Here is a 24,924-nt window from a genome sequence, read left to right as displayed (position 1 = left end):
CATGTCCAGGAAGCATCCGATCATCTCCATCACCGGCTCCTCCGGCGCGGGCACCACCTCGGTCAAGAAGACCTTCGAGCAGATATTCTTCCGCGAGAAGGTCAATGCCGTCTACATCGAGGGCGACGCCTTCCATCGCTACGACCGCGCCGAGATGCGCACGCAGATGGCGAAGGAGGCCGAGCGCGGCAACAGGCATTTCAGCCATTTCAGCCCCGAGACCAATCTGTTCGAGGAGCTGGAGCGCGCCTTCCGCGACTACGGCGAGACCGGCACGGCGGTGACGCGACACTATGTGCACGATGCCGAGGAATCTGCGCTGCACGGCACGCCTCCCGGCACCTTCACGGAATGGGAGCGGCTGCCGGAGAATTCGGACCTGCTGTTCTACGAAGGCCTGCACGGCGCCGTCGTCACCGACAAGGTCAACGTCGCGCGTTATGCCGACCTCAAGATCGGCGTCGTGCCGGTCATCAATCTCGAATGGATCCAGAAGCTGCACCGCGATCGCAGCGCGCGGGGCTATTCGACCGAGGCCGTCACCGACACCATTCTGCGGCGGATGCCGGATTACATCCACTACATCTGTCCGCAATTCACCGAGACCGACATCAATTTCCAGCGCGTGCCGACCGTGGACACCTCCAATCCGTTCGTCGCGCGCTGGATTCCGACGCCGGACGAATCGATGGTCGTGATCCGCTTCAAGAACCCGCGCGGCATCGACTTTCCCTATCTGCTCTCGATGCTGCCGCACAGCTGGATGTCGCGCGCGAATTCGATCGTGTGTCCCGGCGCCAAGCTTGATCTCGCGATGCAGCTGATCCTGACGCCGCTGATCATGCAGCTGATCGAGCGCAAGCGAAACCTGAAGTGAACAAGGGGAGAATTCGATGAACATCTCCGTCCATGCCGAAGCCGACGTTACGGCTGTCGCGCATAACGATCTCGCCAACGCCGTCCGCTTCCTCGCGGTCGATGCCATCGAGACCTCGCAGTCCGGCCATCCCGGCCTGCCAATGGGCATGGCCGATGTCGCGACCGTGTTGTTCTCGCGTTTCCTGAAGTTCGACTCGGCGCACCCGAACTGGCCGGACCGCGATCGCTTCGTGCTTTCCGCGGGCCATGGCTCGATGCTGCTTTATGCGCTGCTCCATCTCACCGGCGGCGATGTCAGCCTCGACGACATCAAGGCCTTCCGGCAGTGGGGCTCGAAGACGCCGGGCCACCCCGAATATGGTCACACGCCGGGCGTCGAGACCACGACGGGGCCACTGGGGCAGGGGATTGTCACTGCCGTCGGCATGGCGCTCGCCGAGCGCATGGCCAATGCGCGGTATGGCGATGGGCTCGTTGACCACTTCACCTATGTCATCGCGGGTGACGGCTGCCTGATGGAAGGCATCAGCCAGGAGGCGATCTCGCTTGCCGGCCATCTCCAGCTTGGCCGCCTGATCGTGCTGTTCGACGACAACGGCATCTCCATCGACGGGCCGACGTCGCTTGCGACATCGGACGACCAGCTCGCGCGCTTCGCCGCCTCCGGCTGGTCGGTGCGCCGCGTCGATGGGCACGATCCCGAAGCCGTTGCGCAGGCGATCGGCGAAGAGCGCGAGACCGCAAAACCGTCGCTGGTCGCCTGCCGCACCATCATCGGTTATGGCGCCCCGGACCGGCAGGGCACCGAGAAGGCCCATGGCGCGCCGCTCGGCACCGAGCAGACGGCGGCGGCGCGCCGAACGCTCGGCTGGGATTATCAGCCGTTCGTGGTGCCGATCCCGATCCTCAAGGCGTGGCGCATGATCGGACAGCGCGGGCAGGTCGAACGTCTCGCCTGGCTCGATCGTTACGAGAGTGCGACGCCCGAGCAGCGCGATTTGTTCGTCGAAGGCAAAGTCGTCGCTCTGCCGGCCGCCTATGCGCTGGCCGCGGCGAAGTTACGCGAACGCTTTGCGAGCGAGCGGCCGAAGCTCGCGACGCGGCAGGCCTCGCAACAGGTGCTCGACGGTATCGCCGGGACAATTCCGGGCCTCGTCGGCGGCTCTGCGGACCTGACCCATTCGAACCTGACCCATGCCAAGCCGCAGACTCCGGTCACGCGCGGCGCCTTCGCCGGCGACTATATCCACTATGGCATCCGCGAGCACGGCATGGCGGCCGCGATGAACGGCCTCGCGCTGCACGGCGGCTTCATTCCCTATGGCGGCACGTTCCTGGCGTTCTCCGACTATAGCCGGCCGGCGATCCGCCTTGCCGCTTTGATGCGGCTGCGCGTCATCCACGTGATGACGCACGACTCCATCGGTCTCGGAGAGGACGGCCCGACGCACCAGCCGGTCGAGCATCTCGCCGCGCTGCGCGTGATCCCGAACCTCCTGGTGTTCCGCCCGGCCGACGCGGTGGAGACGCTCGAGGCCTGGGACTGCGCCCTTGCGGCGGAGCATCGTCCTTCCGTGCTCTGCCTGTCGCGGCAAGCCTTGCCGACGTTCCGCAGCGATGCGCGCGGCAGAAACCGAGTCGCGCGCGGTGCCTATCTCGTGGTCTCGCCGGACGGCGGCCGCGATGTGACGCTGATGGCGACCGGCTCGGAAGTCTCGATCGCGCTGGAAGCCGCCCGCCTGCTCGCGACCGAGCACATTCGCGCGGCCGTCGTCTCGGCGCCCTGCTTCGCGCTGTTCGAGGAGCAGCCGGAGGATTATCGCGCCACCGTGCTCGGCATCGCGCCGCGTGTCGGGATCGAGGCGGCCGTGCTCGGCGACTGGCCGCGCTGGATCGGCGCCGACGGTGAATTCGTCGGCATGCGCGGCTTCGGCGCCTCGGCGCCGGCGCCGGTGCTGTATCGCGAATTCGGCATCACCCCGCAAAGCATTGCGGAAGCCGCCCGCCGGGCGATCGCCCGCAAGAGCCAATAAGGAGGACGACCCTTGGCCCGTATCACCCTTCGCCAACTGCTCGATCACGCCGCCAGCCACGGCTACGCGGTGCCGGCGTTCAACATCAACAACATGGAGCAGGGCATCGCGATCATGCAGGCGGCCGCCGAGGTCGATGCGCCCGTGATCATCCAGGCCTCGCGCGGCGCGCGCAGCTATGCCGGCGATCTCATGCTTTCGCACATGATCGACGCGCTGGAGCGGACCTATCCGGACATCCCGCTCTGCATGCACCAGGACCACGGCAATGACGAGGCGACCTGCGCGTCGGCCATAGCGCACGGCTTCACCTCGGTGATGATGGACGGCTCGCTGAAAGCCGACGCCAAGACCGCGGCCGACTACGACTACAACGTCGCGATCACCCGCCGCGTCGTCGATCTCGCCCATTGGGTCGGCGCCTCGGTCGAAGGCGAGCTCGGCGTGCTCGGCTCGCTCGAGCATGGCGGCGGCGAGCAGGAGGATGGTCACGGCGTCGAGGGCAAGGTCAGCCACGACCAGCTGCTGACCGATCCCGACCAGGCCGTCGATTTCGTCCGCGCCACCAAAGTGGACGCGCTGGCCATCGCGATGGGTACCTCGCACGGCGCCTACAAGTTCAGCCGCAAGCCCGATGGCGATATCCTGGCGATGCGGGTGGTCGAGGAGATTCACCGCCGGCTGCCGAACACGCATCTCGTCATGCACGGCTCGTCCTCGGTGCCGCAGCCGCTCCAGGACATGTTCAACCAGTTCGGCGGCGAGATGCCGCAGACCTGGGGCGTGCCGGTCGAGGAGATCGTGCGCGGCATCAAGAGCGGTGTGCGCAAGGTCAATATCGACACCGACTGTCGCCTGGCGATGACTGCCGTGTTCCGCAAGGTCGCGGCGCAAAGTCGCAATGAGTTCGATCCACGAAAATTCCTCAAACCCGCGATGGACGCGATGCGCGACCTCTGTCGCGAGCGCTTCGAGCAGTTCGGCACCGCGGGCCACGCCGGCAGGATCAAGGTCGTTCCCCTGAGCGAGATGGCGCGGCGTTATCGCGCCGGCGAGCTCGATCCGCGCGTCGATGCCCGAGAGTCAGTCGCCGCCTAGTCATTCAGAGAGAGAAGAACAGGAGAGAGTCATGAACGCACATACCGGCACGGTTCGCGGCAAGGAGCGTTATCGCTCGGGCGTCATGGAATACAAGCGCATGGGCTATTGGGAGCCCGACTACACGCCAAAGGACACCGACGTCATCGCGCTGTTCCGCGTCACGCCGCAGGAGGGCGTCGATCCGATCGAGGCGTCCGCTGCGGTTGCCGGCGAGTCCTCGACCGCGACCTGGACGGTGGTGTGGACGGATCGCCTGACGGCCGCGGAGAAATATCGCGCGAAATGCTATCGCGTCGATCCGGTGCCGGGCACGCCGGGCTCGTATTTCGCCTACATCGCCTACGACCTCGACCTGTTCGAGCCGGGCTCGATCGCCAACCTCTCGGCCTCGATCATCGGCAACGTGTTCGGCTTCAAGCCGTTGAAGGCGCTGCGGCTCGAGGACATGCGTTTCCCCGTCGCCTATGTGAAGACGTTCCAGGGGCCGGCGACCGGCATCGTGGTCGAGCGCGAGCGACTCGACAAGTTCGGCCGGCCGCTGCTCGGCGCAACCGTGAAGCCGAAGCTCGGGCTTTCGGGGCGCAACTATGGCCGCGTGGTCTACGAGGCGCTGAAGGGCGGGCTCGACTTCACCAAGGACGACGAGAACATCAACTCGCAGCCCTTCATGCATTGGCGCGATCGCTTCCTCTATTGCATGGAGGCGGTGAATCGTGCGCAGGCCGCTTCCGGCGAGGTGAAAGGCACCTACCTGAACATCACCGCAGGGACGATGGAGGACATGTACGAGCGCGCAGAGTTCGCCAAGGAGCTCGGGTCGTGCATCGTCATGATCGACCTCGTGATCGGCTACACCGCGATCCAGTCGATGGCCAAGTGGGCCCGGCGCAACGACATGATCCTGCATCTACATCGCGCCGGCCACTCGACCTATACGCGGCAGAAGAGCCATGGCGTGTCGTTCCGTGTCATCGCCAAATGGATGCGGCTCGCCGGCGTCGATCACATCCACGCCGGCACGGTGGTCGGCAAGCTCGAAGGCGATCCCAACACCACGCGTGGCTACTACGATGTCTGCCGCGAGGATTTCAATCCGACCAAGCTCGAGCACGGCCTGTTCTTCGACCAGTCCTGGGCGAGCCTGAACAAGATGATGCCGGTGGCCTCCGGCGGCATCCATGCCGGCCAGATGCACCAGCTGCTCGATCTGTTGGGCGAGGACGTCGTGCTGCAATTCGGCGGTGGCACGATCGGCCATCCCATGGGGATCGCGGCCGGCGCGATCGCCAACCGCGTGGCGCTGGAAGCGATGATCCTCGCCCGCAACGAGGGGCGCGACTACGTCCACGAAGGCCCGGAGATCCTGGCCAGGGCGGCCCAGACCTGCACGCCGCTCAAGTCTGCGCTCGAGGTCTGGAAGGACGTGACCTTCAACTACCAGTCCACCGACACGCCGGACTTCGTGCCAACGGCGCTGGAAACCGTTTGAGGAGATGAGACATGAAACTGACCCAGGGCTGCTTCTCGTTCCTACCCGATCTGACCGACGACCAGATCTATAAGCAGGTGCAGTATTGCCTCGCCATGGGCTGGGCGGTGAACATCGAGTTCACTGACGATCCGCATCCCCGCAACACTTATTGGGAGATGTGGGGCCTGCCGATGTTCGACCTCCAGGACGCCGCCGGCGTGATGATGGAACTCGCGGAGTGCCGCAGGGTGTATTGCGACCGCTACATCCGCATCAGTGGCTTCGATTCCAGCCCTGGCTGGGAGTCGGTGCGAATCTCCTTCCTCGTCAACCGGCCGCCGCAGGAAGTCGAATTCGAGCTGGTGCGCCAGGAAGTGGGGGGACGCGCAATCCGCTACACCACCGTGCGAAAGGCTCCCGCACACGTGTCCTGATCATCCGTTTCCGCGCGGAGCTCTCCCTGCTCCGTTTCCTTGGCGGACCACTGCTTCGCCGCCTCCCCGCGGCGAAGCTCTTTTCTTCGAGGTGCCGATGCTTGACGTGCCCCATGCGACGGCCGCCGAAGGCGGCGAGACCAATTTCGATCTCCGCAAGGAAGCCGAAGCGGCCGGGATCACGGATACGCTGCAGCAGCTCGAGCAGGAGCTGGTCGGCCTCCGGCCGGTCAAGAACCGTGTGCGCCAGATCGCTTCGCTTCTGCTGATCGAGCGCATCCGGCAGCGTGCGGGCCTCGCCTCCGCACCGCCGACGCTGCACATGTCGTTCACCGGCAATCCCGGCACCGGCAAGACCACCGTGGCGCTGCGCATGGCGAAGATCCTGCACGGCCTTGGTTTCGTGCGGCGCGGTCAGGTGATCTCGGTGACGCGAGACGACCTCGTCGGCCAGTATATCGGGCACACCGCGCCGAAGACGAAGGAGATCTTGAAGAAGGCGATGGGCGGCGTGCTGTTCATCGACGAAGCCTATTATCTGCACCGGCCGGACAATGAGCGCGACTACGGCCAGGAGGCGATCGAGATCCTGCTTCAGGTGATGGAGAACCAGCGCGAGGATCTCGTCGTGATCCTCGCCGGCTATGGCGAGCGGATGACCAGCTTCTTCGCCTCCAATCCCGGCTTCCGTTCGCGCATCGCCCACCACGTCGAGTTTCCGGACTATGCGGAAGCCGAGCTGCTCGTCATTGCCGAGCTGATGCTGAAGGAGCGCGGCTATCGCTTCTCGGCGGCCGCGCGCGAGGCCTTTGAGAGATACATCGCGCTGCGGCGGACCCAGCCGTTCTTCTCCAACGCCCGCTCGATCCGCAATGCCGTCGATCGCATGCGGTTGCGGCAGGCCGATCGCCTGGTGTCCGATCTCGACCGGGTGCTCGACATTTCCGACCTTGAAACCATCGACCCCGTGGACGTGCTGGCGAGCCGCGTCTTCAGCGGCGGGGCCGACGTGCGGAGTGCAAAGCCATGACCAGCGAGATTCTTATCGCCCCCTCGATCCTCGCTGCAGACTTCGCCCGTCTCGGCGAGGAGATCGCGGCCATCGACGCGGCCGGCGCCGACTGGATCCATTGCGATGTCATGGACGGACATTTCGTCCCGAACATCAGCTTCGGCGCCGACGTCATCAAGGCGATCCGGCCGGTGACGAAGAAGGTCTTCGACGTGCATCTCATGATCGCGCCGGTCGATCCTTATCTCGAGGCGTTCGCGAAGGCCGGGGCCGATGTCATCACCGTTCATGCCGAAGCGGGCCCGCATCTCGACCGCACACTGCAGGCGGTCCGTGCGCTCGGGAAAAAGGCCGGCGTCAGCCTGTGCCCGGCGACATCGGAAAGCGCGATCGAATACGTGCTCGACCGTATCGATCTGGTGTTGGTGATGACGGTCAATCCGGGCTTTGGCGGACAGTCCTTCCTCGAGTCCCAGCTTGAAAAGATCAAGCGCATTCGAACCATGATCGGCGACCGGCCGATCCGGCTCGAGGTCGATGGCGGCATCACGCGCGAGAACGCAGCTGCTGTAGCCGCCGCGGGTGCCGATACGCTCGTAGCGGGTTCCGCGGTGTTCCGCGGCAAGAGCAGCGCCGACTACGCCGGCAACATCGCGGCCATTCGCGTCGCCGCCGAGGCCGGCCGGGTTCCGAAGCTGCAGGATATTTCGGTGCAGCCGATGCGCGCCGGCGAAAGCGTGCGCGTCCGGTAGACTACGGGAGCCGTGCACTCCGGGTGCCGGTTGTGCCAACGCGTGCCACTTTCCTCCGGGGTTCCACGGAACTGCCGCACAAGGCGATCGGATTCCTTCAGGCCGGGGTAACCACCGCGTCCGAGGCGAAAGCGCGATTAACGCCCGCGCAATGCTAGTCGTGATTCAAGGTCGGGATGATACCCGAAGCAAGAGAAGTCCACCTTTCGAGGAAAGATCGCAAGGTGCTTGAGGCGTGCTGTCGCTCACCGGTGACGTTGCAGCGCGATTTGAAGCGGGCGCGGATAGTTCTGTTGGCGGCGGATGGGCGCAGCACCCGGTCGATCGCCAAGGAAGTTGGGGTCCAGCCGCGGATTGTCAGCCTTTGGCGGCATCGCTATGCCGACCATGGCCTTGAAGGGCTGCAAGACAAGCCGCGGCCTGGCAAGCAGCCGATCTATACGAAGACGACCGACAAGCGGATTCTGAAGCTGCTGGATAAGCCGCCACCGCAAGGGTTTGCGCGCTGGACCGGCCCCCTGCTGGCCGAGGCGCTGGGCGATGTCGATGTCCAATATGTCTGGCGGTTCCTGCGCAGCCACAAGATTGACCTGGTGGCTCGCAAGTCCTGGTGCGAGAGCAACGACCCGAACTTTACGGCCAAAGCCGCCGATGTTGTCGGCCTCTATGTCGCGCCGCCGGCGAAGGCCATTGTGCTGTGCGTGGACGAGAAGCCCTCGATCCAGGCTTTGGAGCGAGCGCAGGGTTATCTGAAGTTGCCCAATGGCCGCGCCTTGACCGGCCAAAGCCACGATTACAAGCGGCATGGCACCACAACATTGTTTGCGGCGCTCGAAGTCGCCACCGGAAAGATCATCGCGACCCATTCAAAACGCCGGCGCCGCGTCGAGTTTCTCGATTTCATGAACAGCGTCACCGCGGCTTTTCCGAACCGCAAGCTTCACGTCATCCTCGACAACCTCAACACCCATAAAAAGAACGAGGACTGGCTCAAGGCCCACCCCAACGTGCAATTTCATTTCACGCCGACAAGTGCGTCATGGCTCAATCAGGTCGAAGTATGGTTTTCCATCTTGCAGGGGCAGTCGCTCAGCGGCACCTCCTTCACGAGCCTCAAGCAGCTTCAGGAACACATCGATGCCTACGTCAACGCATACAACGACAGAGCCGAGCCCTTCGTCTGGACCAAGAAAAAGGTCCGTCAACGCCGTTTCAAAGGCCGCCGTATCACTCAGCTCTGATTCCGGGTACTAGGTGTCTCAATCTGCGGTTCAGGAACGCGAGAGAGCGCGGGGATGCGGATCGAAGACATTTGCGGGCATGAGGCCCGCACGCGGCGTGGGGCGATGGCATGAGCATGCATCGCTTGTTCGCCGAGCAGCTTCGCTGTGCGACGGGAGTGACCGGCCAGCTCGATGTCGTCAAGCTGGGCGAGCTCGTCAGTGCGGCCTATGAGGCGAACGAACGCGACCGCCACCGGGTCATCGACGCAAGTGCGCACACGCACGATGAGGTCGAGCAAGATCTGCTGCGGACCCGGGAGTTCCTCGACACCATCGTCGAAAACATCCCGATTGCCGTGTTTGCGAAATGCGCGAAGGATTCCCGCTACATCCTGCTCAACCGTGCCGGCGAGGACTATTACGGCCTGCCGCGTGAGCAGATGCTGGGGAGGACGCCCGAAGAGATTTTCCCGGCCGACGTCGCCCGCGTCGTCAACGAACAGGATCGCCGGGTCGTGGACACCGGCGAGCCGATGTTCCTGGAGGGGCATCTGCTCGAAGTTGGTGTCAACGGTCACGATCGCGTCGTCAATTCACGCAAGCTGCTGATCAGGGATGGGAACGGTACGCCTCAATACGTGATCGGCGTGATCGAGGACGTCACCGAGCAGCTCGCGAGCCAGGCACGCATCAGTCATCTTGCCCATCATGATGCCTTGACCGACCTGCCGAACCGCAGCGCCTTCAACGCGGAGCTGGACGAACGGCTGGAGCTGGCGCAGGAGGCGTTGACCAGTTTTGCGGTGCTCAGCCTCGATCTCGATCGCTTCAAGGAGGTCAACGACGTGTTCGGCCATCCCGTCGGCGACATGCTGATGCGGGCGGCGGCGGATCGCCTTGCCGCGGAAGCCGACGTCGCTTTCGTCGCCCGCATCGGCGGCGACGAGTTCATGATCCTGATGCCGGACAACGCCCGCCGCGAGGATATGCTGACGCTCGCCGAGCGCCTGGTCGAGGTCATAGGCAAGGAGCTCGAGATCGACGACTATCTCTCCCAGGTCGGCGTCAGCGTCGGCATCGCCGTTTATCCCGATGACGGCGTGGATGCCGCGACGCTGCTCGCCAACGCCGATTCCGCGCTCTATCGCGCCAAGCGCGAGGGCAGGGCCAGGGTCCGCTTCTTCGAATCCGAGACGGACCAGGAACTGCGCGATCGCAGGCTGTTGCAGCACGATCTGCGTCAGGCGCTGGAGCAGAACCAGTTCCTCGTCCACTTCCAGCCGCAGGCGCGGATGGATGGCGAGGTCATCGGCTTCGAGGCGCTGCTGCGCTGGAATCACCCGACGCGGGGCTTCGTGCCGCCGGACCGGTTCATTCCGCTCGCCGAGGAGAACGGGCTGATCGTCCAGATCGGCGAATGGGTTCTGCGCGAGGCTTGCCGCGAGGCGGCATCCTGGCCGCGGCCGCTGCAGGTCGCGGTCAATTTGTCACCGGTCCAGGTCCAGGCCGGCGACCTCGAGCGCTCGATCCACCAGATCCTGCTGGAGACAGGGCTTGCGCCGACGCGGCTCGAGGTCGAGATCACCGAGGGCGTGCTGATCGGCGATTTTACCCGCGCGCTCAACCTGCTGCGGCGGTTGAAGGCTCTCGGCATCCGCATTGCGATGGACGATTTCGGCACCGGCTACTCCTCGCTGTCCTATCTCCAGTCGTTTCCGTTCGACAAGATCAAGATCGATCGCAGCTTCATCTCCAACCTCGAGGCGACGCCGCAATCGGCCGAGATCGTCCGCGCGGTCCTGAGCCTCGCGCACGCGCTGAATATTCCGGTCATCGCTGAAGGGGTGGAGACGGAGGCGCAGCGCGCCTTCCTGACGCGCGAGGCCTGCGAGGAGATGCAGGGCTATCTCGTCGGCCGTCCCGACCTGATCGAACGCTATCTCGACCTGGTCGGCGTGACCGTGGAACGCCGCCTCTACGCCTAGCCATCGCCGCCAGAAACGAAATGAGCCGCCGGTTCCATGCCCGCGCGGCTCCAAAGTCGCAGGCTGCGTTGATAGCGTAGCCTTGGTGTACCGCCGTTACCTTGTTTGCGGCCATACGCAAAAATTTATACGCGCGATAAGGACCTCCGGCTGTGCTTTGCCTCACACATGCCGTAACTTTGTGGCTGGGTCCGCATTGAGCCGTGCCAAGAACAATCGCCAAACAATTGTAAAGTTTGCGCCAAAGCAAAGCGGCCGCGTTGCAGCACAGGTTAACATTCCCGAGACTGACCGGCATTGCGCAGAAAATGTTTCGCACAAGTGCAATGCCCCTGACGCAAACCGGAGAAATAAGCCGGGTGTGACCGAGAGGGAGATTCTCATGGAGCGAGAGGGAGATTCTCATGGAGAACGTACGTCGCTACCGGGCGCTTGCGTCCCTCTGTCGCCAGCAGGCGGCCTATCGGCCGCTCCAGAACTGGGAACTCCTCGGCCAGGCCGAACATTTCGAATACCTCGCCGAGCTCGCGCTGAAGGCGCATTTCGATGCGTGCAATGTGCAACGCGACGAGGACGCCACCGCAACCGCTGGATGGGAGACCCCCGCTGCGGCTTGAGAGCGTCGGGCCGGCTTCGGTCAGTGCGACATCAGCGTCGGCACCGTCATGGCTTCCAGCATGGCGCGGGTGACGCCGCCGAGAACGCGCTCCTGCAATCGCGAATGGCCGTAGCCGCCCATCACCAGGAGATCGAGGCTCTCGTCGGCCGCCAGCGACAGGATGGTCGGCTGAATCTCGGAGCGGGTCGCTGACAGGCCGACCGTGCGGGTCGAGAGCCCGCGCCGGCCGAGATGTCTTGCCAGATTGCCTGCCGACACTTCGCCGGGCACCGTGTCGGCTTCGTTGATCGTGATGATCACGATCTCTTCGGCGCGGGCCAGGAACGGTGCGGCGTCGCGCATCGCGCGGGCGGCGAGCCGGCTGCCGTCCCAGCAGATGCCGATCCGGTTCGCCTTGAAGGCGCCACGGAAGGTGTAAGGCAGGAACAGCACGGGGCCGCCCGCGTGGAACAGAATCTCGCGCGGCAGGTCGTTGTCGAACGAGCCTTGCTCCGGATTCGGCTGAAGTACGATGCTGAGATCGTGCAGTCGCGCCATCTCGCCGAGCGAGCCGGCCGCGTCCGCCGGAATCGCGCCGATCGGGCGGCACGTGTAGGAAATGCCGGCGTTCGCCGCTTCGCTTCCGAACACCGCGAGCGCGGCCTCGGCCCGCTCAACTGCCCGCTCGCGTTCCAGTTCGAACACGGCCGCCACGGCGGCCCCGCCCTCCATGACATAAGCCGCGCTGGTTGCGACATAGCCGACCGCGACCGCGTCGAGATGGGCGTTGAAATGCGCCGCGAGCGAGATCGAGCCGTCGATCACGGGACGCATCGGGCGCTCGGTCGGGACGTGGACGAGAATATCTTTGTACATGGCGCGCCTCCGATGGACATCATTCGGTGGCCGCAGTCTTTCACCGCGCGAAGGGGCGGCGTTGAGCTGCATCAAATGTGCAGCCCCGATTTTTGACCCGGCCGCTGACCGCACCACCTTTGCCAAGATTTAATCGCGCGGACGGGACGCCGTAAGGTCGCGGCGGCCATGTTGCGTGCAAGGCGACACCTGACCCAACATGGACATTTCGACATGAATGACCGCGTCAATTCCGACATCACCACGTCCCGCAGGATCTTGAAGCCGCGCCGGCTCGCGCTGCTCGGCACCGTGGCCGCGCTTGGCGTGGCTGTGCTTGCGGCATCTCCCGGCTCTTCGCCGCTCGGCGTGACCTCCTTCATCGCGCCGGCCCAGGCCGCGGAAAGCGCTGCGACTCCGCCGGGCTTCGGCGACCTCGTCGCCAGGGTCAAACCTGCCGTCATCTCGGTGCGGGTCAGGATCGACCAGGACAACGACAAGAGCGCGATGCTGCAACAGAACCGGATGGATTCCGACGAGGACGCGCCGTTCGACCAGTTCTCGCGGCAGTTCGGCTTCCGCCTTCCGGGTGGCATGAACGGCATGCCGCGCCAGCGTCACCAGATGGTCACGGGCGAAGGCTCCGGCTTCTTCATCTCAGCCGACGGCTATGCCGTGACCAACAACCACGTCGTCGACCACGCCGAGTCCGTGCAGGTCACCATGGACGACGGGACGAGCTATACCGCGAAGGTGGTCGGCACCGATCCGAAGACCGATCTCGCCCTCATCAAGGTCGATGGCAAGAAGGACTTTCCCTTCGTCAAGTTCTCCGACCAGAAGCCGCGGATCGGCGATTGGGTGGTCGCGGTCGGCAATCCCTTCGGCCTCGGCGGCACCGTGACCGCCGGCATCGTCTCGGCGAGCGGCCGCGACATCGGCAACGGCCCCTATGACGACTTCATCCAGATCGACGCGCCCATCAACAAGGGCAATTCCGGCGGCCCGGCCTTCGACATGAGCGGCAACGTGATAGGCGTGAACACTGCGATGCTCTCGCCGTCGGGCGGTTCGGTCGGCATCGGCTTCGACATTCCGGCCACAACCGCAAAGCTCGTCGTCGCGCAATTGAAGGACAAGGGTGCGGTCACCCGCGGCTGGCTCGGCGTGCAGGTGCAGCCGGTGACATCAGAGATCGCCGACAGCCTCGGCCTGAAGGAGGCGCGCGGCGCGATCGTCGACAATCCGCAGGACAATAGCCCGGCGGCAAAGGCCGGCATCGAGGCGGGCGACGTCATCACCGCCGTCAACGGCACCGCGATCAAGGACTCCCGCGATCTCGCCCGCACCGTCGCCACGCTGGCGCCGGGCACGTCCGTGAAGCTCGACGTCTTCCACAAGGGCACGAGCAAGACGGTGACCCTCGCGCTCGGCGAGCTGCCGAACGAGCGGCAGGCCCAAGGCAAGGCCGACGATGGCAAGGTGCAGCCTGGCACGCCGCGCCTCGGGCTCAGCCTGGCGCCGGCCGGCGACGTGCAGGGCGCCGGCCAGAAGGGCGTCGTCGTCACCGAGGTCGATCCGCAAGGGCCGGCGGCGCAGCGCGGCATCCAGACCGGCGACGTCATCCTCAATGTCGGCGGCAAGCCCGTCGCCAATGTCGGCGACGTCCGCGCCGAGCTGGCGCAGGCTAAATCGTCCGGCAAGAACAGCGTGCTGTTGCAGATCAGAAGCGCGGACGCGACCCGGTTCGTCGCGGTGCCGCTCGCGTAAGTCGAGCTCCACCAGCGCAAATCCAAAAGGGCGGCCTTCGGGCCGCCTTTTCTCGTTTGCATCCGGGATACCAACAGCCCGCCGATAACATTCTCGTTAACGGCAGCATTGGTGACGGGTTCGTCCGAAAAAGCCGCGTTCGCTCGTCAGAATTCGAAATCGCTGTCGCCTTGGCGGCAATGAAGACGCCCAGGCGAGCTGCTAGAGTGGAACTTCGGACGTCCGGCCGTTTTGTGGAACCGGCCGGCGGTTCGTATTTGATCGGTGCCGACATGGATCGATTGAAGCTCTCGCTGAGATGTGCGCTGCTCGTTGCGCCGCTCGTGCTGTCGGCTGGAAGCGCCCTGGGGCGTGATGACGGCCGCTACGCCGATTCGCCGCTCAAGCCCTGGTTCGACAGTCTGCGCAGCCATCTCGGCCCGTGCTGCTCGGATGCCGACGGATTTGCCGTCTCCGATCCCGATTGGGAATCGCATGACGGGCACTATCGCGTACGCCTCGACGGGCAGTGGGTCGATGTGCCCGATGAAGCCGTCATTACCGAGCCGAACCGCGCCGGTCGCACCATGGTGTGGCCGGTGAAGACCGCGTTTGGCATCTCGATCCGCTGCTTCATGCCGGGCAGCATGATCTAGCGCCGATTGCCACTACCGCTTGGCGGATTTGCGCTTGGACTTTTTCTTGGCTGCTCTCTTGGCCGTCTTCTTCTTGGCAGTTTTCGAGGCCTTTTTCGGGACCTTCTTGCCTTTCTTGCGCGCCTTCGACAGGCCGATTGCGATCGCCTGCTTGCGGCTCTTCACGCGTCCGCCGCGACCACCGCGGCCGCTCTTGGCCGTGCCCTTCTTGTAGCGCCGCATTTCGCTTTCGACATCGCTCCCGGCGCTGCGCGAGTAACGGCGCTTCTTTGCCTTGCGTGCCATTCAGATTCTCCCTTGGCCGGGAGAAAACCATTCGACACAGGCATGGTTCCGAAGGCGCGCCCGCAACGTCCGGATGCGCGACGCAGCCTGGCTAGAAGGAATTCGCCAGTTCGATCTCCGCCTCGAGCACCTGGATGCGGCGCGCAGCTTCAGTGAAGGACAGACCCCGATCATATTGCGTGGGCTGATAGGCCTCCTCGCTGAGCCGCTTCAACCTCAGGCCTTGTGCCCGCGTCATCTGCTCCGCGAGGAAAACCCTGGCGTCGTATTTACCTTGAACCTGCATCTGGCCTCTCCGTTCTGAAATCGTGACTTGACTATATGTTCTTATTTTGTTCTAACAAGCTATGGACAACAGAATTAATGAAATTCGACGTAAGATCAGTGCCTTGAGGCTGGAAATGGCCGATGTCGAGGCGTCCGTGCGCGAGCTCGTCGACCGCGATCGCGACTGCACAGAAAAGGCCCTGGCGCAGATGGATCTGCGCCGGAAAATCAATCTGCTGATCGGCGAATGGAAGGCGGCTGGTGGTGGTGATGTCCTGCCGGATGTTCGCGATCGTGTACGTCTTCGTTCCCTCAAGAAAGCCGCTGATCCCGTGCGCGCAATCGTGCGTCGCTGAGACATTTGGGAGCGTGCCGTGGAGGAAGACCCGGACACGTACCGGATCTTGAGACTGCGCGCCGAGATCCTGGAGCTTGGGTCCGCGATCCGGCAATTGCAGCGTGAGGGTCTCGACGACGCTGCGGCCCAGCTTCTGATCGCGCACAAGCGGGCGCGGCTCGACCATCTCGTGAAGACGAACTCCGCAGGCGGCCTGAACATCGCCGACATCCGGCGCAGCTAAAGGCGTTTGCCGACGATGTGGCGTAAGAAGGATTGTATCGAACAGCAAAGCAAGAAGGCCCCGCGATCACGGGGCCTTCGATCAACGGCGGCGAGCCTACTTGGTGTTGCCAGTACCCTTGTTCGTCATGGTGCCGCCCTGATCGGAGCCGGGACCGGAGCCGCCCTGACCGGAAGGATCGGCGCCCTTGGATTTCGTGTTGGCGCCCGTCGTCTGCGAGGACGACGTCGAGGATTCATGTTTCGCCTTGTGCGACTTCGCCTGTGCGGCGAACGGGGCGGCGGCGAGGCCGGTTGCCAACATCAGGCGAGGGCGAGCTTGGTCGTCTTCATGCGCAGGAACTCCCTGAGTTAAAATGACGCAGGCAGCCAACTGCCATTCGCCGCAGGAGTTCCCGGCAAAGCAGCCTCGCGGGTTTCACGCTCGCTTCAAAATTCCTTGTCCTCGGCGATGATGAACACGATGCCCGTGAGCATCGCGCCGATCGCGAACGTCGTCACCAGCGTGACGACGAAAACGGCCGCGGCCGAATCTCCGCCATGGTTCAGCAAATTTGCCACCGCCGGGTTGGACAGAATGAGCACGAGACCGAAGGCGAGGCCGATCGCCGCGCCCATCATCGCGTGCGTCAAGAGCGTGATGATGCCGGAAGGAGAGATCAGCCTTGGCGACTTTTTCGGCGACTTTTTCGCGCCCATGGAACCGCCCTCGATCTTGCATGCAACGCAGCCGGCGATTGCGGGTTCCATCGGCATGAACGATTTGTCACGTCGGGCTTCATCCGACGTTCATGCCCACCTTGCGACCATGGAGCCCGTCAACACGGGAACATTCGATATGGGTAAGGTTGTCTTTCTCTATCGCTCGCTGGCCTATCGAAACGCGGCGGCCGATATGCTGCGCAAGGCGCGCAAGCTGCCGCGCGGTGCCGAGCGAAGCGCGGCCCGCCGCTATGCGATGGCGTTACGCGATCTCGCGCAAACGGAAGCCTGGCTCGAAGGGCGCATCGCCCATGAACCCCGGCCGGTGCGGCGCATGAAGGTCGCCGCGTCGGGTTAACCCGACGCGCGCTGGAGCGCGAGGGAGGTGGTGCCCTCGAACTTGCCGTGCGCGGCGCCGGTCGGGGTTTTCCGGGTCAACGGCACTTCCAGGCGGCACAACAGGCCCTCGGCGCGCCAATCGAATTGCGCCTTTCCGCCGAGCTGGGACTCGACGCTCGCAAGCAGGCTCCGCGTGCCGAAGCCGCGAGATTTCGGCGTCCTCACCAGCGGACCGCCGGATTCCTCCCAGATCAGTGTGAGGTGATCCTCCTCGACCTGCCAGCCGATCATGAGCCGGCCCGACCGCGTCGAGAGCGCGCCATACTTGGCCGAGTTGGTGAAAAGCTCGTGCAGCGCGAGCGCCAGCGTCTGGGCGGTTGCCGGCAGCAACTGAACCTCGGGCCCCGCCAGCTTGATCTGGCCGCCGAGCGAGTAGGGCGCGAGCTCCTCGTCGATCAGCTTCGAGAGTTCGGCACCCTGCCAGCTCGACAGCGACAGGATCGTATGCACGCGCGCCAGCGCGTTGATGCGTCCCTCGACGGCGTTGACGTAGGCCTTGACCTCGTCGGCACGGGTGAGACGCACGATCGATTGCGCCAGCGCCAGCGCATTCTTGGCGCGATGATCGACTTCCCGCGCCAGCAGATTTTGCCGCTCCTCGGCACGTTTGCGCTCGGTGATGTCCACGGTGACACCGCTCACGCGCACCACGCGGCCGCTATTGTCGGCGGTGGCGGCAGCCGTGCCGACACACCAGCGCACATCGCCGTCGGGCCGCACAATGCGGAATTCGGTCTCATAGGCGCGTGTGCCCTTGCTGAATTCGGCGATCGCCTTGCGCAATTGGTCGACGTCATCGGGATGCAACAGTGCCTGAACGTTGGCCGGATTGACCTCGAAGCTCTCCGGGCTCACGCCAAAGATGCGATACTGCCCCTCGTCCCACATCCAGTCGCCGCTGACCCAGTCCCAGTCCCATGATCCCATCTTGCCGGCGGCGATCGCCATGCTGCGACGCTCTTCGCTCTCGCGCAGCTTCGCTGTGGAGTTCTCCAATTCCGCGGTGCGTGCACGGACACGGTCTTCGAGATCGTGGTTTAGCCGTTCGAGCTCGCGGGTCTTCCGGTACAGCTCGGCAAACACCTTGACTTTGGCGCGCAGCACCTCCGGCACGACCGGCACCGGAACATAGTCGACCGCACCCATCTCATAGCCGCGCAACCGGTCGATGTCGCTCACCTGAATGGCCGAGATGAAGATCATCGCCGTCTTCTGGAAACGCGGATGCTCCCGGATCATCGCCGCAAGCTCGAAGCCGTCGAGCTCGGGCATGCAGACGTCGACCAGGATCACCGCGATCTCGGTCTTGAGCAGAACCTCCAGCGCCTCGCGGCCGGACGAGGCGATCACGAGGTTCTCGCCGAGTTCCTTCAAGATCACCTCATAGGCGAGCAGCTTGGCCGGCTGGTCGTCGACGAGGAGGATGTTGACCTTTTCGTGGTCCATCGCGCATCCAGCTCAGCGGTGCAGCCACATGCGGATCGCAAGCAGCAATTGATCGGTGTTGACGGGCTTGGCGAGGTAGTCGGACGCGCCGGCCTCCAGGCATTTCTCGCGGTCGCCCTTCATCGCCTTGGCGGTCAGCGCGATGATCGGCAGGCGCAAGAAGGCCGGGTTCTCGCGGATCACGCCAATGGTCTGATATCCATCCATCTGAGGCATCATGATGTCCATCAGGACGATGGCGATTTCCGGATTGGACTCGACCAGCGTTACCGCCTCGCGGCCGGTGGTCGCCGTCAGCACCTTCATGCCGCGCCGTTCCAGCACGCTCGACAACGCGAAGATGTTGCGGGCGTCGTCGTCGACGAGCAGCGCGGTCTTGCCGATCAGGTCCTCGTCGGAACTGTTCAGCTTCTCCAGCATGCGCTGCTTCTCGACCGGCAGTTCCGTGATCACGCGATGCAGGAACAACGCGGTCTCGTCGAGCAGGCGCTCCGGCGATTCCACGCCCTTGACCACGATGCTGCGCGCCATGGTGTGGAGCTCGGCATCTTCCTCCGCCGAGAGCTCGCGGCCGGTGAACACCACGACCGGAATGTTCGAAAGTGCTTCGTCGTGACGGATCTGGTCCAGCACCTCGAAGCCGCTCATGTCCGGCAATCTCAAGTCCAGCACCACGCAGTCGCAGGGCGCCTCGCGCAGCGTCGAGAGTGCGCCGGCGCCGGTGTCGGTCGTCACGATCTCGATATCGTCGTGATGCAGGAGCTCGCGGATCGAGAGCTGTTCGGCCTCGTTGTCCTCGACGATCAAGAGCCGCTTGCGTCGCGGCCGCGCATATTCCTTGATCTGCGTCAGCGCGGCCGAAACTCCTTCGGTCGTCGTCGGCTTGTTGACGAAGGAGAAGGCGCCGCGCGCCAGCGCATGCTGGCGGTCCTCGTCGAGCGTGATGATCTGCACGGGGATGTGGCGCGTCAGCGGATTGTGCTTGAGCTGGCTCAGCACGGTCCAGCCGAGCATGTCCGGCAGGAACACGTCGAGCGAGACCGCTCTCGGCTGGTATTGCTTGGCAAGTTCCAGCGCCTCGGCACCGCGGGCCGCCACCAGCACCTTGAAGCCCTTGTCGCGTGCGAGATCAACCAGCACGCGCGCGTAATGCGGGTCGTCCTCGACGATCAGGAGGATGCTGTCGCCGGGTTCGAGGTTAAGGCGGTCGTCGGGAAGCTGCTCGATGACGCGCTGCTCGGGCGCCGTCGGTTGCAGCGCCGATGGCTGGCTATATTGCTGTGGCGTGGCGCGCGGCGCAAGTGTCGGGCCGGAATATTTCAACGGCAGATAAAGGGTGAAGGACGAACCCTTGCCCGGTGCGCTGCGCAGATGGATTTCGCCGCCGAGCAGGCTGGCGAGCTCGCGGCTGATGGCGAGGCCAAGGCCGGTGCCGCCATATTTGCGGCTGGTGCCGGCGTCGGCCTGCTGGAAGGCCTCGAAGATCAGCTTCTGCTTCTCCAGGGGAATGCCGATGCCGGTATCCGACACCTCGAACGCAATCACGGCCGGCGCGGAGTTCAGCACCGGGTGATCCGTTCCCCACCCGCCGAGCGCACCGCCGACCTTCAGGCGCACTTCGCCTTCGGCGGTGAACTTGAAGGCGTTGGAAAGCAGGTTCTTCAGGACCTGTTGCAGGCGCTTGGAGTCGGTGACGATGCTGCGCGCGAGGTTCGGGTCGACGTCGATCTTGAACGACAGGTTGCGGTTTTCCGCCTCGTGCCGGAACGGCCGCCCGACGGTTTCGAGCAGGTTCACGGTCAGGATTTCCTCGGCGTCCACCGTCACCGTGCCGGACTCGATCTTGGAGAGATCGAGAATGTCGCTGATGAGGTTGAGCAGGTCGGTGCCGGCGCCGTGGATGGTGCGGGCGAATTCGACCTGCTTGGCCGAGAGGTTGCCGTCCGGGTTGTCGGTGAGCTGCTGTCCGAGGATCAGGATCGAGTTCAGCGGCGTGCGCAGCTCGTGGCTCATATTGGCGAGGAATTCGGACTTGTACTTCGAGGTCAGCGCGAGCTCGGTCGCCTTCTCCTCGAGCGCGCGGCGGGCCTGCTCGATCTCCTGGTTCTTGCGCTCGACCTCGACGTTGCGCTCGGCGAGCTGCTGCGCCTTCTGCTCGAGCTGGTCGTTGGTCTGCTGCAATTCGCGCTGCTGGGTCTGAAGCTCGCCGGCCAGCTGCTGCGACTGCTTGAGCAGGCCTTCGGTCTGCATCGTCGCCTCGATCGAGTTGAGCACGATGCCGATGGAGTCGGTGAGCTGCTCCAGGAAGGTCATCTGCGAGGTCGTGAACGAGGTCAGCGAGGCGAGCTCGATCACGGCCTTGACCTGGCCCTCGAACAGCACCGGCAGCACCACGAGGTTCTTCGGGGCGACGCGGAACAGCGCCGAGTTGATCGGCACCACGTCGGAGGGAATATCCGCGACCACGCGCGGCCGCCTGTCGAGCGCGCATTGGCCGATCAGGCCGTCGCCGAACGGCAGTACGCGCTGGTAGGGGTAGATGCCGTCGCCGGCGTAGGAGGCGAGCAGCAGGAGCTGTGGATTCTCCTCGTTCTCGACCTGGTAGATCACGCCGGTATGCGCGTTCACCAGCGGCGACAGTTCGGTCAGCAGCAGCCGGCCGACGGTGGCGAGGTCGCGCTGGCCCTGAAGCATGTTGGTGAATTTCGCGAGGTTGGTCTTCAGCCAGTCCTGCTCGGTGTTCACGTCCGTCGTGAGACGGAGGTTCGTGATCATCGTGTTGATGTTGTCTTTCAATTCCGCGACTTCGCCGCGGGCGTCGACCTGGATCGACCGCGTCAGGTCGCCCTTGGTCACGGCGGTCGCCACTTCCGCGATTGCGCGCACCTGCGAGGTGAGGTTGGCCGCCAGGAGGTTGACGTTGCCGGTGAGGTCCTTCCAGGTGCCGGCCGCACCGGGCACGTTGGCCTGGCCGCCGAGGCGGCCCTCGACGCCGACCTCGCGCGCCACCGACGTCACCTGATCGGCGAAGGTCGCGAGCGTCTCGGTCATGTTGTTGATGGTGTCGGCGAGCGCCGCCACCTCGCCCCGCGATTTCATCGTCAGGTTCTGCTTAAGGTCGCCGTTGGCGACCGCGGTCACCACCTTGACGATGCCGCGCACCTGCTCGGTCAGGTTCGCAGCCATCAGATTGACGGTGTCGGTGAGGTCCTTCCAGGTGCCGGCAACGCCGGGCACCGCGGCCTGACCGCCGAGCTTGCCTTCGGTGCCGACCTCGCGCGCGACGCGGGTGACTTCACCGGCGAAGGCGTTGAGCTGGTCCACCATGGTGTTGATGGTGTTCTTCAGCTCGAGGATTTCCCCCTTCACGTCGACGGTGATCTTGCGCGACAGGTCGCCGCGGGCCACGGCCGTGGTCACTTCGGCGATGTTGCGGACCTGCGTGGTGAGGTTCGCAGCCAGGAGGTTGACGTTGTCGGTGAGGTCCTTCCAGGTGCCGCCGACGCCGGGCACGACGGCCTGACCGCCGAGCCGGCCCTCGGTGCCGACCTCGCGCGCCACGCGCGTCACTTCGGCGGCGAAGGAGCGGAGCTGCTCGACCATGGTGTTCAGGGTGTCCTTGAGCAGCAGGATCTCGCCGCGCACGTCCACCGTGATCTTCTTCGACAGGTCGCCGCCGGCGATCGCGGTCGCGACCTCGGCGATGTTGCGGACCTGGGCCGTCAGGTTCGAGGCCATGAAGTTGACGTTGTCGGTGAGGTCCTTCCAGGTGCCGGCGACGCCGGGCACCTCGGCCTGGCCGCCGAGCTTGCCTTCGGTGCCGACCTCGCGCGCGACGCGCGTCACTTCGCCCGCAAAGCCGTTGAGCTGGTCCACCATCGTGTTGATGGTGTTCTTCAGCTCGAGGATTTCGCCGCGCACGTCCACGGTGATCTTGCGCGAAAGGTCGCCGCGCGCCACGGCGGTGGTGACCTCGGCGATGTTGCGGACCTGGGCGGTGAGGTTGCCCGCCATCGAGTTCACGCTGTCGGTGAGATCCTTCCAGGTGCCGGCGACGCCGGGCACGTTGGCCTGGCCGCCGAGCCGGCCCTCGGTGCCGACCTCGCGCGCCACGCGCGTCACCTCGCCCGCGAAGCGGTTGAGCTGGTCGACCATCGTATTCAGCGTGTCCTTGAGCTGAAGGATCTCGCCGCGCACGTCCACGGTGATCTTGCGCGAGAGGTCGCCGCCGGCGATCGCGGTTGCGACCTCGGCGATGTTGCGGACCTGGGCGGTGAGGTTACCGGCCATCGAGTTGACGCTGTCGGTGAGGTCCTTCCAGGTGCCGGCGACGCCGGGCACCTCGGCTTGGCCGCCGAGCTTGCCTTCGGTGCCGACCTCGCGGGCGACGCGCGTGACTTCGCCGGCGAAGGCGTTGAGCTGGTCGACCATTGTGTTGAGCGTTTCCTTCAGCTGAAGGATTTCGCCCGACACGTTCACGGTGATCTTCTTCGACAGGTCGCCCTTGGCCACGGCGGTGGCGACTTCGGCGATGTTGCGGACCTGCCCCGTCAGGTTCGAGGCCATCGAGTTGACGCTGTCCGTCAAATCTTTCCAGGTGCCGGCGACGCCGCGCACCTGGGCCTGGCCGCCGAGCTTGCCTTCGGTGCCGACCTCGCGGGCGACGCGCGTGACTTCGCCGGCGAAGGCGTTGAGCTGGTCCACCATGGTGTTGATGGTGTCTTTCAGCTCGAGGATCTCGCCGCGCACGTCCACGGTGATCTTCTTCGACAAGTCGCCGCCGGCGACCGCCGTCGTCACCTCGGCGATGTTGCGGACCTGTGCGGTCAGGTTCGATGCCATCGAGTTGACGCTTTCCGTGAGGTCCTTCCAGGTGCCGGCGACGCCGAGCACATTGGCCTGACCGCCGAGCCGGCCCTCGGTACCGACCTCGCGGGCGACGCGCGTGACTTCGCCGGCGAAGGCGTTGAGCTGGTCGACCATTGTGTTGAGCGTTTCCTTCAGCTGAAGGATCTCGCCGGACACGTTCACGGTGATCTTCTTGGAGAGGTCGCCGCCGGCGATGGCGGTGGCGACGTCGGCGATGTTGCGGACCTGCGCGGTCAGGTTCGAGGCCATGAAGTTGACGTTGTCGGTGAGGTCCTTCCAGGTGCCGGCCACACCGGGCACCTGGGCCTGGCCGCCGAGCTTGCCTTCGGTGCCGACCTCGCGCGCGACGCGCGTCACTTCGGAGGCGAAGGAGTTGAGCTGGTCCACCATGGTGTTGATGGTGTCCTTCAGCTCCAGGATTTCGCCGCGCACGTCCACCGTGATCTTGCGGGACAAGTCGCCGCGCGCCACGGCGGTGGTGACGTTGGCGATGTTGCGGACCTGCGCGGTCAGGTTGCCGCACATCGCGTTCACGGAGTCGGTGAGATCCTTCCAGGTGCCGGCGACGCCGGGCACGATCGCCTGGCCGCCGAGCTTGCCGTCGGTGCCGACCTCGCGCGCCACGCGCGTCACTTCGGAGGCGAAGGAGCGGAGCTGGTCCACCATCGTGTTGATGGCTTCCTTGAGCTGAAGGATCTCGCCGCGGACGTCGACGGTGATCTTCTTGGACAAGTCGCCATTGGCAACTGCGATCGTCACCTCGGCGATGTTGCGAACCTGGTTGGTCAAGTTGTTCGCCATCGAGTTGACGCTCTCGGTCAGATCCTTCCAGACGCCAGTCACCTCGGGCACCTGGGCCTGGCCGCCGAGCTTGCCTTCGGTGCCGACCTCGCGCGCCACGCGCGTCACCTCGGAGGTGAACACGCCGAGCTGCTTGATCATGGTGTTGACGATGTTCGCCGACTGCAGGAATTCACCGCGGAGCGGACGGCCGTCGACGTCGAGCTTGACGGTCTGGAGCAGGTCGCCTTGCGCCACCGCCGCGACCGCGCGGGTCACCTCGCGCGTCGGCCACAGCAAATCGTCGATCAGCGTGTTGACGGAGCCTTCCATGTCGGCCCAGGAGCCGGAGGCGAGGCCGAACTTCACACGCTGCCGGGTCTTGCCCTCGCGTCCCACCACCTGGCCGACCAGCTCGAGCTGCTGCGCCATGCGCTGGTTGGCGGCGATGATTTCATTAAAAGTGTCGGCGATCTTGCCGTCGATGCCGAGATAGTCGCCGCTCATACGCACGGAGAAATCGCCGCTGCGCATGGCCTGTAAGGCGAGGAGCAATTCCGGTCGGGAATCGGGCTCCGACGTACCGTTGATTTTTGGCTTTGGGACGCGACGACCGGAGCGTGATGCAGATCCGGGATCGAGGTCGCTCATACTGATTCCCCCGCAAGCGTGGGCCGAATCTTAGGCGTGACGCAATTAGTCAAACTAGAGCGTCAGCCTAATTCGAAATCAAGCGCCAAGGTTGCGGCGCGAGGAAATGGAACCTGCTTTGCTCAGCCCGACCACAGCAACGAAGAAAAAGCCGATTGGTTCCAAACGGCTCCAAAAGAATTTTGGCCGGTTCGCCG

The 24,924-nt window shown here is 64.6% G+C and carries 21 protein-coding genes and 1 pseudogene; 15 read left to right on the top strand and 7 right to left on the bottom strand.

Going from position 1 to position 24,924, the window contains the following annotated elements; translation table 11 throughout:
* Window position 1: 1 nt before the first annotated feature.
* From ACFLEY_RS34520 to ACFLEY_RS34475, 10 genes are all read left to right on the top strand, one after another.
* Window positions 2-877, top strand: coding sequence for a phosphoribulokinase (locus tag ACFLEY_RS34520; RefSeq protein ID WP_011085368.1), 876 nt, complete (start codon window positions 2-4; stop codon window positions 875-877).
* A 16-nt stretch (window positions 878-893) separates the two neighbouring features.
* On the top strand, window positions 894-2,912 hold the full coding sequence (tkt, locus tag ACFLEY_RS34515) for a transketolase (RefSeq protein ID WP_396604319.1): 2,019 nt from the start codon (window positions 894-896) through the stop codon (window positions 2,910-2,912).
* Between the two features lie 12 nt (window positions 2,913-2,924).
* Complete coding sequence (gene fba, locus ACFLEY_RS34510) at window positions 2,925-4,010, top strand: class II fructose-bisphosphate aldolase (RefSeq protein WP_028175387.1); 1,086 nt, start codon at window positions 2,925-2,927, stop codon at window positions 4,008-4,010.
* Between the two features lie 31 nt (window positions 4,011-4,041).
* The gene (locus ACFLEY_RS34505) at window positions 4,042-5,502 is read left to right on the top strand and encodes a form I ribulose bisphosphate carboxylase large subunit (protein ID WP_028175386.1); all 1,461 of its coding nucleotides are present in this window, start codon (window positions 4,042-4,044) and stop codon (window positions 5,500-5,502) included.
* An 11-nt stretch (window positions 5,503-5,513) separates the two neighbouring features.
* A complete protein-coding gene (locus ACFLEY_RS34500; RefSeq protein ID WP_060910897.1) occupies window positions 5,514-5,918 on the top strand; it encodes a ribulose bisphosphate carboxylase small subunit in 405 nt (134 codons plus the stop codon).
* Between the two features lie 97 nt (window positions 5,919-6,015).
* Window positions 6,016-6,948 carry a CbbX protein gene (cbbX, locus tag ACFLEY_RS34495; protein WP_060910898.1) on the top strand — a complete coding sequence of 311 codons (933 nt, stop codon included), beginning with the start codon at window positions 6,016-6,018 and terminating at the stop codon, window positions 6,946-6,948.
* Window positions 6,945-7,682: a ribulose-phosphate 3-epimerase gene (gene rpe, locus ACFLEY_RS34490; protein ID WP_060910899.1), complete on the top strand. Its 738-nt coding sequence runs from the start codon at window positions 6,945-6,947 to the stop codon at window positions 7,680-7,682. Before cbbX ends, rpe begins: the two co-directional genes overlap by 4 nt.
* A 176-nt stretch (window positions 7,683-7,858) precedes the next feature.
* A complete protein-coding gene (locus ACFLEY_RS34485; RefSeq protein ID WP_026192128.1) occupies window positions 7,859-8,923 on the top strand; it encodes an IS630-like element ISRj1 family transposase in 1,065 nt (354 codons plus the stop codon).
* A 110-nt stretch (window positions 8,924-9,033) separates the two neighbouring features.
* A complete protein-coding gene (locus ACFLEY_RS34480) occupies window positions 9,034-10,890 on the top strand; it encodes a bifunctional diguanylate cyclase/phosphodiesterase (protein ID WP_060910900.1) in 1,857 nt (618 codons plus the stop codon).
* A 404-nt stretch (window positions 10,891-11,294) separates the two neighbouring features.
* Entirely contained in the window at window positions 11,295-11,507 is a 213-nt protein-coding gene (locus ACFLEY_RS34475) for a hypothetical protein (protein WP_028175381.1), read from the top strand.
* Between the two features lie 20 nt (window positions 11,508-11,527).
* Here ACFLEY_RS34475 and ACFLEY_RS34470 read toward each other — a convergent pair whose 3' ends face one another.
* A complete protein-coding gene (locus ACFLEY_RS34470; protein WP_028175380.1) occupies window positions 11,528-12,364 on the bottom strand; it encodes a universal stress protein in 837 nt (278 codons plus the stop codon).
* 213 nt (window positions 12,365-12,577) lie between these two features.
* Between ACFLEY_RS34470 and ACFLEY_RS34465 the strand changes: the two genes are divergently transcribed.
* Both ACFLEY_RS34465 and ACFLEY_RS34460 read left to right on the top strand, forming a co-directional pair.
* Window positions 12,578-14,113, top strand: coding sequence for a Do family serine endopeptidase (locus ACFLEY_RS34465; protein WP_396604318.1), 1,536 nt, complete (start codon window positions 12,578-12,580; stop codon window positions 14,111-14,113).
* 272 nt (window positions 14,114-14,385) lie between these two features.
* Window positions 14,386-14,748: a hypothetical protein gene (locus tag ACFLEY_RS34460; RefSeq protein WP_028175378.1), complete on the top strand. Its 363-nt coding sequence runs from the start codon at window positions 14,386-14,388 to the stop codon at window positions 14,746-14,748.
* 12 nt (window positions 14,749-14,760) lie between these two features.
* On the opposite strand, the gene ACFLEY_RS34455 is transcribed toward ACFLEY_RS34460, so the two are convergent.
* Both ACFLEY_RS34455 and ACFLEY_RS34450 read right to left on the bottom strand, forming a co-directional pair.
* Window positions 14,761-15,033, bottom strand: coding sequence for a DUF6496 domain-containing protein (locus ACFLEY_RS34455; protein ID WP_060910902.1), 273 nt, complete (start codon window positions 15,031-15,033; stop codon window positions 14,761-14,763).
* Window positions 15,034-15,124: 91 nt separating this feature from the next.
* Window positions 15,125-15,319, bottom strand: coding sequence for a DUF3072 domain-containing protein (locus ACFLEY_RS34450; protein ID WP_028175376.1), 195 nt, complete (start codon window positions 15,317-15,319; stop codon window positions 15,125-15,127).
* Window positions 15,320-15,434: 115 nt separating this feature from the next.
* Between ACFLEY_RS34450 and ACFLEY_RS34445 the strand changes: the two genes are divergently transcribed.
* Both ACFLEY_RS34445 and ACFLEY_RS34440 read left to right on the top strand, forming a co-directional pair.
* Window positions 15,435-15,656 carry a hypothetical protein gene (locus tag ACFLEY_RS34445; protein WP_028175375.1) on the top strand — a complete coding sequence of 74 codons (222 nt, stop codon included), beginning with the start codon at window positions 15,435-15,437 and terminating at the stop codon, window positions 15,654-15,656.
* A gap of 18 nt (window positions 15,657-15,674) precedes the next feature.
* Window positions 15,675-15,881: a hypothetical protein gene (locus ACFLEY_RS34440; RefSeq protein ID WP_060910903.1), complete on the top strand. Its 207-nt coding sequence runs from the start codon at window positions 15,675-15,677 to the stop codon at window positions 15,879-15,881.
* Between the two features lie 96 nt (window positions 15,882-15,977).
* On the opposite strand, the pseudogene ACFLEY_RS34435 reads toward ACFLEY_RS34440, so the two are convergent.
* Both ACFLEY_RS34435 and ACFLEY_RS34430 read right to left on the bottom strand, forming a co-directional pair.
* Window positions 15,978-16,213, bottom strand: a pseudogene (locus ACFLEY_RS34435) (hypothetical protein).
* Between the two features lie 96 nt (window positions 16,214-16,309).
* Window positions 16,310-16,579: a hypothetical protein gene (locus ACFLEY_RS34430; RefSeq protein WP_028175372.1), complete on the bottom strand. Its 270-nt coding sequence runs from the start codon at window positions 16,577-16,579 to the stop codon at window positions 16,310-16,312.
* Between ACFLEY_RS34430 and ACFLEY_RS34425 the strand changes: the two genes are divergently transcribed.
* Window positions 16,521-16,940 (top strand): hypothetical protein, encoded by a 420-nt coding sequence (locus tag ACFLEY_RS34425; protein WP_231166658.1) that lies wholly within the window; start codon window positions 16,521-16,523, stop codon window positions 16,938-16,940. The two genes, ACFLEY_RS34430 and ACFLEY_RS34425, sit on opposite strands and share 59 nt — an antisense overlap.
* On the opposite strand, the gene ACFLEY_RS34420 is transcribed toward ACFLEY_RS34425, so the two are convergent.
* The gene (locus ACFLEY_RS34420; protein ID WP_011085384.1) at window positions 16,937-18,427 is read right to left on the bottom strand and encodes an HWE histidine kinase domain-containing protein; all 1,491 of its coding nucleotides are present in this window, start codon (window positions 18,425-18,427) and stop codon (window positions 16,937-16,939) included. The genes ACFLEY_RS34425 and ACFLEY_RS34420 overlap by 4 nt on opposite strands.
* A gap of 12 nt (window positions 18,428-18,439) precedes the next feature.
* A complete protein-coding gene (locus ACFLEY_RS34415) occupies window positions 18,440-24,727 on the bottom strand; it encodes a HAMP domain-containing protein (protein WP_060910904.1) in 6,288 nt (2,095 codons plus the stop codon).
* Window positions 24,728-24,924: the final 197 nt, after the last annotated feature.

The sequence above is a fragment of the Bradyrhizobium sp. YCK136 genome (genome assembly GCF_044570075.1).
In the GTDB taxonomy this organism is placed as follows: domain Bacteria; phylum Pseudomonadota; class Alphaproteobacteria; order Rhizobiales; family Xanthobacteraceae; genus Bradyrhizobium; species Bradyrhizobium diazoefficiens.
This window is presented reverse-complemented; position numbering and strand designations above follow the sequence as displayed.